The organism is Xanthocytophaga agilis (assembly GCF_030068605.1).
GTDB classification, from domain to species: Bacteria; Bacteroidota; Bacteroidia; order Cytophagales; family 172606-1; genus Xanthocytophaga; species Xanthocytophaga agilis.
Map to the genome: position 1 here is coordinate 311,118 of NZ_JASJOU010000010.1, position 13,744 is coordinate 324,861.

Consider the following 13,744-nt stretch of genomic DNA (forward strand, 5'->3'; position numbering starts at 1 on the left):
ACTGATATAGTTTTACGTCTTACAATAAAAATCGGAGACTACTTTTTTAATCTGAACACTTTCTTAAGTTATTATCAAACCTAACGCTATGAATCAACTTTATCGATGCATGTGCCTCTTTGTAAGCTATCTCTTATGTACTCAGCTTGCTCTGGCACAGGAAAAATTTACTATTAGTGGGTATGTCAAGGATAGCAAGAATGGCGAAAACCTGATTGGAGTAGCCGTTTTTGTCAAAGGTACATCCAATGGTACTGTAACCAATGAGTATGGATTTTATTCTCTCACCCTGCCTTCAGGTACATATAGCATAGGTATCTCTTATGTCGGCTATCAGTCTTTTTATAAAGACATCACATTAAATGCAAATGTAAAACAGGATGTAGAGCTAACGGAAGAAGGAGTGCAGTTAAATGAAATTGTTGTCACTGCCGATCGCCCGGATGCTAACGTCAGAGATGTATCGATGAGTGTCAACAAGCTAGATATCAAAACTATCCAGAAAATACCCGCCTTTCTGGGTGAAGTAGATGTGATCCGTAGTATTCAGTTATTACCTGGTGTTAGTACCATTGGTGAAGGAGCCACAGGATTCAATGTTCGTGGAGGTAGTATTGATCAGAACCTTGTTTTGATTGATGAGGCACCTGTATACAACTCTGCGCACTTATTTGGTTTTTTCTCTGTATTCAATCCGGATATCGTAAAAGATGTGAAGCTGATTAAGGGAGGGATTCCAGCTCAATATGGAGGGCGTCTGTCTTCTATTCTGGATGTACGTACCAAAGAAGGAAACAATAAAAAATTCTCAGGACAAGGTGGTGTAGGGGTTATATTCAGTCGCTTGTCACTAGAAGCACCATTGATTAAAGACAAAGCTTCTTTTGTAATCGGAGCACGTAGATCATATATTGATATTCTGGCCAAACCGTTTCTGAATGGAGATTTAAAAGGCAGTCAATTCTATTTCTATGATTTAACATCCAAAGTAAATTATATCATTGATCCTAAAAATACGGTTTATCTGTCTGGCTATTTTGGCCGGGATGTATTTGGTTCTAATGATTTCAGATTCAAATGGGGAAGTACTACGGCATCTGCACGTTGGAACCACTTATATAACGATAAGCTTTTTATGAATCTAACTGCGTTCTACAGCAATTACGATTACTTCCTTGGGTTCAAGGATAATGTGGAGAAGGCCCAGTTTGATTGGAGTTCTAATATTATCAACCTGAGCCTTAAACCGGATTTCACTTACTATATAAATACCAAAAATACACTTCGTTTCGGAGCACAAAGTATCTTCTACAACTTTCGCCCTGGTAAGGCAATTGTAAGTAGCCAGGAATCTACAAATAATATCAGTCTGGAAAGTAAATATGCATTAGAAAGTGGCATTTATATAGATAATGAGCAGAAAATAGGTGATAAGCTTACACTTCAATACGGATTACGTTATTCCCTCTTCCAATACCTGGGATCAGGAGATGCTTATTATTATGATACTCCTGCCAATGGGGAAAGACGACAGCCTTCCAACATCAAACATTTTAATTCATGGGAAACAATAGCAAGCTACAATAATCTGGAACCTCGATTCTCTGCTAATTATATCTTAAATGACAGAAGCTCTTTAAAAGCAAGCTATAATCGTACAGCTCAATACATTCACCTAGTTTCAAACACTGCAGCATCAACCCCATTGGATGTATGGACACCTAGTACCAATAATATCAAACCACAGTTAGCAGATCAGGTAGCTTTAGGGTACTTCCGTAACTTCCAGGAAAACACCTATGAAGCCTCTGCAGAGGTGTATTATAAGGACCTTCAAAATCAGCTTGACTATGTAGACAACGCGGATCTACTTCTAAATAAGAATCTAGAAGGCGATCTTCTTCAGGGTATTGGTCGGGCTTACGGAATAGAGTTTTCTGTCAAAAAAGCTACAGGGCGACTAACAGGCTTTATTAGTTATACTTTGGCAAGAACAGAACGTCGTTTGGCCAATACCAGCATCAATCACGGAAAATGGTTCCCGAATCGATTTGATCGTCTTCATAATTTGAGTGTAACCGCTGATTATATGCTGACACCTTTGTGGAGTATTGCGGCTAATTTTGTCTATCAGTCTGGCACTCCTATTACATTTTATACAAATCGGGCAGAGTTTGGCCAACTACCAACAGTTCCTCTATTACCTAATGAAGATCGGAATAATTCCCGCAACCCAGCTTACCACCGATTAGACTTATCAGCTACAAAGAAAAACCGGAAGAAAGAAGGACGTAAATGGGAAAGTTATTGGGTATTCTCAGTCTATAATGCTTATAACCGCCGAAATCCATTCTCTATTTATTTTCAGAATAATCCTGATTATAAATATGCAGAAACCAGCAATGGAGTACCAAAGACCCAGGCAATCCGCTACTCTATTATAGGATCGTTTGTACCTGCAGTTTCTTATAATTTCAAGTTTTAAAGCTTTCTGCTATTCTTTTCAATAAGAGATTAACACTTTATGAAACATATATCTTTATTTATAATCGGAATCCTGACAATCTGCCTTTTGTCATCCTGTGAGGATGTAATTCAATTAGATGTAGCAGCAGCGGAATCTCAACTAGTGATTGATGCTTTTATTAGTAATACGCCAAGTGCTCAAACTATCAGACTCACCAAGACCGTTCCATATTTTGAAACAGGTGATGCTCCTACTGTAAGTGGAGCAGAAATTATCTTACAAAATACAACAACAGGAAGAGAGTTTATTTTTACAGATATGCAAACCGATGGTCAGTACATTTGGAAGCCAGCAGGTAAAGACAGCATTGGAAAAGTAGGTGACAAGTTTCTACTTACAGTTCGCTATGATAATAATGAATACCAGGCTAGCAGCAATCTTAATCGTACAACAAAAGTTGATTCTATCACAGTTGACTATAAAGAAGAATCAGGTGATGACAAAGCTGGTTATTACGCAGAATTTTATGGTAGAGACTCTCTGGGAAAACAAGATTACTATTGGATTAAATCCTTCAAAAATGGCAAGTACCAAACCAAACTCCTGACATATGCTACAAATGGCATAGGTGGAACGGATAATGAGAATGGATCCGATGGATTCTTATTTATCCCTCCCATACGGGAAGCAATTACAGATGGCGATGATCCATTTGCACTTGGGGATAAGATAAGAGTTGAGATATGGTCTATTACAAAAGAAACATTGGAGTTTTTCACTCAGGCAGAAGCCCAGATCAATAATGGAGGTTTATTTGCACGTCCACCAGAAAACCTTCGAACCAATTTTACAAATAATACAAATTCCAGTAAACAACCCGTAGGATGGTTTTCGACATCAGCAGTTTACGAACTGGAGGGTATTGTTGAAGACAAATAACCTATTCATTGTAAAAGAAAACGCCCTTACTTATGTTGGTAAGGGCGTTTTCTTTTTTATTATAATTAGGTTAAATAGCTCAATTAATGCAAAGCTGTCCATATCAGGTCTTTCATCTCCTGAATACCCAGTCCTGTTGCTGATGAAATAGCCACATGAGGAATATCAGTTGGTAGCTGTTTCAGCAATTTCTTCTTTTCTTTCTCGTCAATCAGATCACATTTGGAAAGAACAATAATCCGCTTCTTATCCAGTAACTCAGGGTTATACTCTTCCAATTCATTAAGCAGGATCTTGTATTCTTTTCCCGCATGTTCTGTAGTAGCGGCGATCAGAAACAACAAGCTTGAGTTACGTTCAATGTGTCGCAGAAACCGCAATCCTAACCCTCGTCCCTCAGCAGCCCCTTCAATAATTCCTGGAATGTCAGCCATAACAAAGGATTGATCTCCACGATAAGCAACAACTCCAAGATTAGGAACTAGTGTAGTAAAAGGATAATCTGCAATTTCCGGTTTTGCAGCAGAAACAGAAGCCAGCAAAGTTGACTTACCTGCATTAGGAAAACCTACCAATCCCACATCGGCCAAAAGTTTAAGCTCCAGAACAACCCAGTCTGCTGTACCTGGTTCACCTGGTTGCGCCTTCCGGGGAGCTTGGTTGGTTGGAGTTTTAAAATGGTCATTACCTAATCCTCCTTTACCACCAGGAAAGATTAGTAATTCCTGTTTATCATGTGTAATCTCCCCTATTATTTCATCTGTCTCAGCCAGCTTGGCAACCGTTCCAATCGGTACTTCCAGTATCTCATCCTTTCCCTGAGCACCCGTACGACGATTTCCTTCACCTGGCTTACCTCCCTCTGCCATAACATGTTTACGGTACTTAAGATGGAGAAGTGTCCATAACTGCGAGTTTCCTCTCAAAATTATATGTCCTCCTCTTCCTCCATCACCACCATCTGGTCCTCCTTTTTCAACATGTTTCTCACGACGGAAGTGCATTGAGCCTGCTCCACCCGAACCAGACTTCATGTGTATTTTTACGTAATCTATAAAGTTAGATGACATGACTTAATTTTCGTTTTTAATTTCCTCAACCAGAATCCGCTTTTCAGAGGTTGTATATATTATTTCTTAAAGGCTGCAAAGTCATCTTTTGTGCTGCGCCTTCACCTATTTTTCGGAACATAGCCGCTGGCTATGTGGTGATTGGGTTATAGGTAAATCACTCGGCTCGCTACAAAATATTCCTTTTCGCTTCTTTATAAATAATATATACAACCTCTAAACAAAAAAGCCCACAAAAGTAGTGTTCTTTTATGGGCTTTTAAAATAAATCGTTTAAGCAGTGTTTTTAGATAGCTTAAGAAGCAATTACTGCATCAATTTCCTGACACAAATTCTGGAATATAGTCTCAATATTACCAATACCATTTACAACAGCTACTTTACCCTGTCCTTCATAATATGGTAAAACATGAATTGTTTTTGAAAAATACTCATCAATACGCTTCAGCAGCTTTTCCGCCTCATCATCCACACGTCCACTTATCTTCTGGCGTTCGGCAATACGTTGCTTTATTTCCTCCTCAGTCACGTCCAGTTTAACTACCAGATTAATACTTTCGCCTTTACCAGCCAAAAAATCATCTAGAGCCTGAGCCTGTGCTACTGTACGGGGAAATCCATCGAAGATAAACCCTTTTGCCTGAGGATTCTTTTGTACTTCCTCTTCCAGCATGTCAATAGTTACCTGATCTGGTACCAGAAGTCCATCTGCCAGAATCTGTTTTACCTGTTTACCTAATGCAGTTTCTTCCTTGATGTGCATACGGAACAGGTCGCCGGTAGAAATATGAACCAGCTGGTATTTTTCAATCAGTTTGGCCGATTGAGTGCCTTTACCCGCTCCCGGCGGGCCGAAAAGTACAAGATTTAACATGGATTATATACTGTTTGCAGGTATCTGGTTTAGTGCTTACCCTTCAATAACTCAATTACGTTTCGGTTTTCTGATTAAACCCTAAAAAGATTAAATATATGAGAATAATAATTATGGGATTACAAAGATAAAATAGTAAATGTTAGAATACATTTTTTCTCAATAAGAATCCTGCAATTACCTAAATACAAATCAACTTTTCAAATATATATTATAGTTTTTCTTAAAAATTTCCCTTTCCCATTTCCAACTTATAAAAGCCTAGTCCTCCTAAAATAGGTTCTTAAAAAGAATCAGACACGATATTCGTTAATTTTCCCATAATCTCCAGATAATATATGATTTGTTTCTTTGTCGAACCATACAACTCATATCATTTTTATCTTTATGAAACGCAAACTACCTAGTCTATCTATTGCCAGCCTTTTTCTTGTATTCCTTTCCTGTCAGAGTGATGATCCCGCTCCATTTACGTATCCGGATTCTGCGCTTCAGGCATCACCCAAAGTTCTGGCAACAAATGCAGCGAGAGTAAAGGTCTACAATGGAGGATTCGGCTCCGGATTAGCAGTTGTTCCTAACACAACCGGAAGTTTTTATTTACTTACAGACCGCGGGCCTAATGTAGATGGGACAATAAAAGATTCCAAAATCTTTGCCAAGCCTGACTTCACGCCACTTATTGGTAAATTTACCTTAAAAAACGATTCACTGGTTTTGGAAAGTACCATTGAACTTAAAACCAGTACGGGTGTAAAACTCACCGGCTTACCAAACCCTACAGGCTATGGTGCAACAGGTGAAGGTGCCTATGATACGAATGGCAACCTGCTGGATAATGATATCGAAGGAATTGACTCTGAGGGGTTAGTTGCAGCATCAGATGGAACATTCTGGATAAGTGACGAATACGGCCCACACATTACCCACTTCTCACAAAATGGTCAAACGATTGAACGCATTAATCCGTTTGGTACAGGTACAGGTGGCCGTAAGCTTCCCGCAGTTTTTGCAACCCGTCGGGCAAATCGCGGTATGGAAGGATTAGCGATCACTCCTGACAACAAGACTCTTGTAGGCATTATGCAATCAACCATGTATAATCCGTCCAGTGCTGCGATTGTTAACAAGAAACTCACTCGTATTGTTTTCTTCGATATAGCCACAGCAGCAACAAAACAGTATGTGTACTTACAGGATGCTAATGGTTTGTCCAATTGTGATATTGTGGCGATTACCAATACAACATTTCTGGTATTGGAACGGGATGGAGATTTTCCTCAGGATAGCAAAAGCCCTGCTGTATATAAACGAGTGTATAAGATAGATGTTAGTAATGCAACAGATGTATCAGATGCTACAAATGGGGCTAATGGAAAGTTATATAATGGAAAGACGCTTGAACAGTTAACTGATACGGAACTACAAAGTAATTCCATCACTCCTGTTACCAAAACACTGGTAGTAGATCTTCTTCAGGCAATTCCAGGTTACCCACATGATAAGCCAGAGGGATTAACGATTATAGACAACAATACGATTGCAGTTGTCAATGATGATGATTTTGGAATTCTTAATGATACCAATACTCCTAATAACTATATGGCAAAGGTTCTACCTGCCACCAATAAAACGGATCGAGGAACTATCTATTTTATAAAACTGACGACATCTCTTAAATAAAGTACAAAACAAAAGTCTTGAGACATCTCAAGACTTTTGAATCATATCTGTCAGTGTCATAATCGTTTTAGACATGGGCGTAAATAACAGATTGGGAAAAATTCCAAATATCAAAGCCAGAATAGCCAGTATAATCAACATTGCTTTCTCCCGTAGATTCAAGTCCGTTAACAAAATAGCCCATTCTTCTCCTCCTTTAGACCAGTATTTTCCGAAAAACATCCGTTGCAACGTCCATAGGAAATATGCAGCACCTAACACAAGCCCAGCCACTGCGGCTAATATCACCCAGCGAGGGATGATATCTGTACCAAACGTGCTCATAATCGTAAAAAACTCTCCAATAAATCCGGAAAAACCTGGTAAGCCAAGTGATGCAAAAAATGCTATAATAGTCATTCCTGTATAAACAGGCATCTTTGTTGCCAACCCACGATAGTTTTCAATTGTTTTATCATGTGTCCTATCCTGTAACACACCCACCAGTAAAAACAGCATAGCAGACAAAATACCATGGCTAAACAATTGATACATAGCTCCATTAATCCCTTCACTTGTCATCGAAGCAATTCCAATGAGCACAAATCCCATATGACTTACAGAAGAATAAGCTACCATACGTTTCAAATCATGTGAAGCCATTGCATTCAAAGCTCCATATACGATAGATATCCCTCCCAAAACTGCCATCCAATCTGAATAGATCCATCCACTATCCGGGAAGATTGAAATTCCGATGCGTAATAGCCCATATCCCCCTATCTTCAACAAAATACCAGCCAGAATTACAGAAATAGGCGTTGGGGCTTCTACGTGTGCATCAGGCAACCATGTGTGTACGGGTACGGCTGGTAGTTTTATGGCAAAACCTGTTAGCAATAGCAAAAATGCCCAGCGACGTGCTGGCATATTGATTAGCCAGCGGGAATTTTGCCAGTTTAACAATGAATCAGGGATAAAGTTAGTCCGATCAGCAAGTGCCAGCAAATTAAACGTATAGGTATCTTTTGGATACTGCACAGAAAAAGCCAGCATAATCATAACTAACAGAATACATACCGACCCTACCAATGTATAAATAAAAAATTTAATAGATGCATACTCTCTTCGTTTGCCTCCCCAAATCCCGATCAGGAAATACATAGGGAGCAACATAAACTCAAAGAACAGGAAGAATAAAAAGAAATCAAGCGCAGCAAAACATCCGATTATACTACCAGACAGCAATAAAAAAAGTGAATGAAATCCTTTTGCCTTATATTTGATATTCCAGGCAGATATAGCACCAATAAATAACACCAGTGCAGAAAGTAACACCATTGGCATATTCAATCCATCCAATCCTACAAAATACTGAATGCCGATTTTATTTATATCCCCAACAGCAATCGTAATCCAGTCTACTTTCTCCACAAACTGCATGGCTTTCTCATTGGAGATACCAGATAGAGATGGATTAAAATTTAAATATACCCAAACCGACAGTCCAAGATTAATTGTGCTGATGAGGAATGTAATCCATCGGTACAAATAGTTTTTTCCACCAGGCAAGGCAAGTATTCCCAAAGATCCTACTACTGGCAGGAAAATGAGTATGGTAAGTATATGTTCCAATTAGAAATATAATTTGATGTACTATGGTCTTTTTTAATATAGAAGTATTTAAACACAAAGAGCTAATAGAATACGTAAGCTCTAGAGATCAGAATAAAAAACTTCGTAAGTAGCTGAATCTGTCAAATAAATACAACCCAGATGAGTATTAGTAATAACCCCAGCAAAGCCGCAGTAAACATACTTTGTATCCGACTTCCTGCAATTGATTTACTCACTTCTCCTGTTTTACCTGCTACATATGCAATCACATTTACACTTCCATCGATAAAAGTACGGTCAATCCAACCAAGTATATGTGCAATTGTCACCGTGAATATGCCCCCCAGATCAATTGCTCTGTCTATGACACTACGGTCAATCCAAGAGCTAATCTTTTTAGCAAGGAATGTAGTACGAACCAATATCAAGTGTGCAATTGCTTCTGTGTAAAAAAAGTGATACGAAACTTTACGAACAAATCCAGGAATTAACCGATTGGGGTGTCCAGTCCTCCACAAAGCAATACTCAACCCGATTATCACAAGTCCCAATGAAAGGATCAATGTATACTCATGTGCTATAGTATGAGTTAATTCACCCCACAAGCCCTCTTTTCTTTCATTTGTTGCAATTGGATAGGCGTCAAAAAACCATCCTTTCATTGCATCCCAGGGAATCCAGGAGAACCAGAAGAAAAACGAAAGGACAGCAAGTATTCCTATTATTCGGCGCATTACTGCAGGAGACTCTTCAGTAAACTCATTGATGTATCGCAATTGATCATCATATAAAGCGAAGTATCGAGGCTGCCCACCAAAAATCAGTTTAAGTTGTCGGCCTGTATACAATGCAGTGCACAAAACACCCAGAAAGCCCATAACAGGAACAACTAAGGTCCAATCCAGGGAATTTCCCTGAAATGACCAAAGCAGCATCTGATTCAGAATAAAGTCCTTGGATAGAAATCCGGATGTTAAGGGCAATCCGGCAAGTGCTAGCGAACAGATTACAAAACAAAGAAAGGTAATTGGCATTTGCTTACGTAGACCTCCCATATTACGCATATCCTGTACATCAAAATCAGGATCTGAGATATGCATATGATGAGCCGCTTTGTGTAGAGCATCTATAACAGATCCTGCACATAAAAACAATCCTGCCTTAAAAAAAGCATGAGTAACCAAGTGAAACAATGCAGCTTCAGGAGCACCAACACCAATTGCTGCCATCATATATCCTAACTGAGAAATGGTAGAATAAGCTAGTACTCTTTTGATATCATGTTGGAATAAAGCGGCAAACGCACCTGTAAATGAAGTGATACCTCCAACGATAGCAGCCAGCATCAGGATGTTATCTTCTAAAAATGGAAAAGTTCGTATCATTAGAAAAACTCCTGCAGCCACCATAGTTGCCGCATGGATAAGAGCAGAAACAGGTGTGGGACCGGCCATGGCACGTGGTAACCAGATAGCCATAGGATACTGAGCTGATTTCGTACCGGCAGCACAAAAAATTCCGTAGCCAACTAACGTCATCCACCAGGTGTTTTCAGGAAAAACAGCTTTCTGTGTAAGTAGAATAAAATCTGAACTCCCAAATTGAAGATAGATAAACATCATGGCCAGGAGTAAACCTGTATCCCCAATCCGGTTAATAATAAAAGCATTACGGGAAGCACGATAAGCATCTGGTTTTTCATACCAGAATCCAATAAGGAGGTAAGAAGCTACACTAACCAGTTCCCAAAAGAAGTAGAACAAAAAAAGATTATCTGCCAGCACCAGTCCCAACATGGCAAAGGTAAATAAACTCAAATAAGCAAAATATCGGCTATATCGGGAATCACCTTTCATATAGGCAGTCGAGTATATCTGCACCAAGGCTGATATAAATGTCACCAGGATGAGCATTATTGCGGAATACTTATCCAACAATAATCCCACGTTGAATTCATGCACAAAAACAGAAAACCATTTCACCTCATAATGAAGTGTTTTAACAGGAAAGACTTCTGAAACTGCAATTACAGAACAGACGAAGCTTGCGATAACAGCTGAAATGGCGACCCAATCTCCCTGACGAGGTAATTTCTTTCCCAAAAAAAGGAGGCATAAAAAGGCAATTAAGGGAAGAAAAAGAGCAGCAAAAACCATCATCTGATGTTAATAGGCAAATAAAATTTTAATTACGGATTTAATTATTATTTCCTCATATCATAAAGTAGTTGTCAGTCTTTTTTGGAATCTTTTACTTCATCCAGATTTATAGTACCAAAATACTGATATACTTTCAATACAATTGCAAGAGCTACGGCAGCTTCAGCAGCAGCAACTACAATGACAAATAAAGCAAACACCTGACCCTGCACATTCTCAGGATACTGTCGGTTAAACACTACAAAATTTAGATTGGCGGAATTGAGGATCAATTCGATTCCCATCAATACAACAATGGCATTACGCTTGGTAATTATCAAAGCAATTCCAATACAAAACAAGATAGCCCCAACAAACAGAAAGTGTGTTACAGGGATAACAGATTCAGACATTACAAATAAATCAAAGATGTCAATCCAGCGAAGACAATCGTCCTATGCCAGCAAAAGTATAAAAGAATATTGAGTAGGATATCCTAATCTCAACGAAAAATCGTTTTTTCTGTATAATTTTGAATACCAGCACTGCCATATTGTCTATTACATGAAATTTTCTTTGAAGAAACAACTAAGTTCTATTCCTCAACCCTCAATAGGTACTACTATTATTGCTTTCATCAGAAACAATTGCAACAAAAGCTGGTTTCGCTGGGCAAAACGCATAAGTCTGACAATAATAGTATCAATAGTTCTCTTTCTTATACTCAATTTTATCTTTCCACTTCATACCAAAGTAGAGTATGCTCAGCTTATTACGGCAAAAGACGGCTCCGTTTTGTATGCATTTCTCAGTCATGATGACAAGTGGCGGATGAAAACAGAACTAGATGAAATTACTCCAGAACTACGTAAGGCTATCATTCATAAGGAAGACCGACTATTTTATTATCATCCGGGAGTTAATGTAATGGCAATCGGGCGAGCAGTGGTTAATAACATTTTCACAGGAAGAAAGACATCTGGAGCTTCTACCATTACCATGCAGGTAGCCCGGCTCCTGGAACCAAAACGACGGACCTATGGCAATAAAATTATTGAGATTTTCAGGGCATTACAATTGGAATGGTATTATTCCAAAGATGAGATATTACAATTGTACCTGAATCTTGTTCCTTATGGAGGCAATGTAGAAGGTGTAAAATCAGCTGCCTTATTGTATTTTGGGCAGTTACCCAATCGTCTCAGTGTTGCCCAGATCACTACACTGGCAATTGTTCCTAATCGGCCTACATCTCTCTCACTGAACCGCAACCCGGTTTTATTAAAACAGGAACGTGACAAATGGCTCAAGCGATTTCAGGAGGATGAAGTTTTCAGTGATACACTGATTGACGATGCGATTAATGAGCCTCTACAGTTACGACGTACTCCTTTACCCAACATAGCACCTCATCTGTCTTATCGGTTACATACTAAATATCCGGAACAAGCGATTCTTAAAACCACCTTAAACCGAATCACTCAGGATAAGGTACAACAACTTGCTTATAACTATCACAAACGTATTCGCAAGTATAATATTCATAATCTGGCAGTAATTGTTGCAGATAATAAGACACGAGAGATAACAGCCTACATTGGCTCACCGGACTTTACAGACAATGACCATGCCGGACAAGTAGATAATGCCAGGGCAATCCGATCTCCGGGTAGTACATTAAAGCCGCTGGTATATGCCTTAGGTATTGAAGCAGGTAAGATTACCCCAAAAACCATGCTACTGGATGTTCCTTCTCAATTTGGAGGCTATTCCCCGGAAAACTTTGATCAGAAATTCAATGGTGCTGTTACAGTAGAGAATGCATTAGTCAATTCACTTAATATTCCAGCTGTTAAGGTATTGGAAGATATTACAGTCCCTGTTTTTGTCAATAAACTCAAAGCCGCTCGTTTTGAGCAGATTTCACGGGATGAACGCAAGTTAGGTTTATCTGTAATCCTGGGAGGTTGTGGTACTACACTCGAAGAGCTGGTTGGCTTGTACAGCTCATTTGCCAATGAAGGCTTATTTACACCTATTTCCAGTTTTCAGTCTTCTGAGGGAGAAAAAAAAACTACGGTTCGGCTGATATCCAGACAAGCAGCGTATATGATCAGCGAAATACTTATGCAGGCCGTGCGCCCTGATTTGCCTACAGGCTACCAAAACAGCTACCATGCCCCACCTATTGCCTGGAAAACAGGTACATCATATGGACGCAAAGATGCATGGAGCATTGGATATAACCGTAAATATACGGTTGGAGTATGGGTAGGCAATGCCAATGCGGAAGGAGTGCCAGAACTCACAGGAGCAGATATTGCCACACCTCTGTTATTTCAATTATTTAATACCATTGATTACAATGCTGCCGGAAGCCGGTTACTGGCGCCCAAAAATATGCCATTGCGTTTGGTGTGTGCAGAAACAGGGCTGTTACCTGGAGACTATTGTACTCATCAGGTGGTCGATTACTATATCCCCCTGATCTCCAATACACAAACCTGTAAACACATGAAAGAAGTACCCGTATCAGCAGATGAGAGCTTCTCGTATTGTACAGCCTGTCTTCCTGAAAGTGGTTATAAGAAAAAGCTTTATGAAAACCTCCCTCCTGCCCTAGTGTCATTTTACAATACATGGAGTGTAGCTTATCGTCGTATTCCACCACACAATCCATCATGTACACGTGTCTTTCAATCAGATGCACCACAGATCATAACTCCTGCCGATGGACGCGAGTATATGATTGATGCCATAGAGCCACCTGAAATGCTTTTGACCTGTCATGCAGATAATGATGTTAAACAAGTTTACTGGTATATCAATGACAAGTTCTACAAAGCTGCCAAAGCTACAGACAGGGTCTTTTTTCAGCCTGATTTAGGAGAGGTAAAAATCTCTTGTAGCGATGATAAAGGAAGAAACACCAATATCAGTATTGTTGTTAAAAAAATGTAATTATCCAAAATCAGAA

9 protein-coding genes are annotated in these 13,744 nt (G+C 39.3%); 4 read left to right on the plus strand and 5 right to left on the minus strand.

What is annotated here, in order from left to right; genetic code table 11:
* Positions 1 to 88: 88 nt before the first annotated feature.
* A complete protein-coding gene (locus tag QNI22_RS26045; RefSeq protein WP_314515167.1) occupies positions 89 to 2,485 on the plus strand; it encodes a TonB-dependent receptor in 2,397 nt (798 codons plus the stop codon).
* Positions 2,486 to 2,524: 39 nt separating this feature from the next.
* Complete coding sequence (locus tag QNI22_RS26050; RefSeq protein ID WP_314515169.1) at positions 2,525 to 3,406, plus strand: DUF4249 domain-containing protein; 882 nt, start codon at positions 2,525 to 2,527, stop codon at positions 3,404 to 3,406.
* A gap of 83 nt (positions 3,407 to 3,489) precedes the next feature.
* Here the strand turns inward: QNI22_RS26050 and obgE are convergent, their stop codons facing one another.
* Entirely contained in the window at positions 3,490 to 4,476 is a 987-nt protein-coding gene (gene obgE, locus QNI22_RS26055; RefSeq protein ID WP_314515171.1) for a GTPase ObgE, read from the minus strand.
* Positions 4,477 to 4,771: 295 nt separating this feature from the next.
* Entirely contained in the window at positions 4,772 to 5,350 is a 579-nt protein-coding gene (locus tag QNI22_RS26060; RefSeq protein ID WP_314515173.1) for an adenylate kinase, read from the minus strand.
* Positions 5,351 to 5,737: 387 nt separating this feature from the next.
* Here QNI22_RS26060 and QNI22_RS26065 point away from each other — a divergent pair, with 387 nt between their 5' ends.
* On the plus strand, positions 5,738 to 7,033 hold the full coding sequence (locus tag QNI22_RS26065) for an esterase-like activity of phytase family protein (RefSeq protein WP_314515175.1): 1,296 nt from the start codon (positions 5,738 to 5,740) through the stop codon (positions 7,031 to 7,033).
* 27 nt (positions 7,034 to 7,060) lie between these two features.
* Here QNI22_RS26065 and QNI22_RS26070 read toward each other — a convergent pair whose 3' ends face one another.
* From QNI22_RS26070 to nuoK, 3 genes are all read right to left on the minus strand, one after another.
* Entirely contained in the window at positions 7,061 to 8,647 is a 1,587-nt protein-coding gene (locus tag QNI22_RS26070; protein ID WP_314515177.1) for a complex I subunit 4 family protein, read from the minus strand.
* A 122-nt stretch (positions 8,648 to 8,769) separates the two neighbouring features.
* Positions 8,770 to 10,788, minus strand: a complete 2,019-nt coding sequence (locus QNI22_RS26075) for an NADH-quinone oxidoreductase subunit 5 family protein (RefSeq protein WP_314515180.1) — start codon at positions 10,786 to 10,788, stop codon at positions 8,770 to 8,772.
* A gap of 71 nt (positions 10,789 to 10,859) precedes the next feature.
* Complete coding sequence (gene nuoK, locus QNI22_RS26080; protein WP_314515182.1) at positions 10,860 to 11,180, minus strand: NADH-quinone oxidoreductase subunit NuoK; 321 nt, start codon at positions 11,178 to 11,180, stop codon at positions 10,860 to 10,862.
* A gap of 151 nt (positions 11,181 to 11,331) precedes the next feature.
* Between nuoK and pbpC the strand changes: the two genes are divergently transcribed.
* Positions 11,332 to 13,728: a penicillin-binding protein 1C gene (gene pbpC / locus QNI22_RS26085; protein ID WP_314515184.1), complete on the plus strand. Its 2,397-nt coding sequence runs from the start codon at positions 11,332 to 11,334 to the stop codon at positions 13,726 to 13,728.
* The last annotated feature ends 16 nt before the right edge of the window (positions 13,729 to 13,744 follow it).

Bases quoted from the DNA above. Each gene is read 5' to 3' on its own strand.
- QNI22_RS26045 (WP_314515167.1), top strand. From the start codon at position 89: ATGAATCAACTTTATCGATGCATGTGCCTCTTTGTAAGCTATCTCTTA.
- QNI22_RS26065 (WP_314515175.1), top strand. From the start codon at position 5,738: ATGAAACGCAAACTACCTAGTCTATCTATTGCCAGCCTTTTTCTTGTA.
- nuoK (WP_314515182.1), bottom strand. From the start codon at position 11,180: ATGTCTGAATCTGTTATCCCTGTAACACACTTTCTGTTTGTTGGGGCT.
- QNI22_RS26050 (WP_314515169.1), top strand. From the start codon at position 2,525: ATGAAACATATATCTTTATTTATAATCGGAATCCTGACAATCTGCCTT.
- QNI22_RS26060 (WP_314515173.1), bottom strand. From the start codon at position 5,350: ATGTTAAATCTTGTACTTTTCGGCCCGCCGGGAGCGGGTAAAGGCACT.
- obgE (WP_314515171.1), bottom strand. From the start codon at position 4,476: ATGTCATCTAACTTTATAGATTACGTAAAAATACACATGAAGTCTGGT.
- pbpC (WP_314515184.1), top strand. From the start codon at position 11,332: ATGAAATTTTCTTTGAAGAAACAACTAAGTTCTATTCCTCAACCCTCA.
- QNI22_RS26075 (WP_314515180.1), bottom strand. From the start codon at position 10,788: ATGATGGTTTTTGCTGCTCTTTTTCTTCCCTTAATTGCCTTTTTATGC.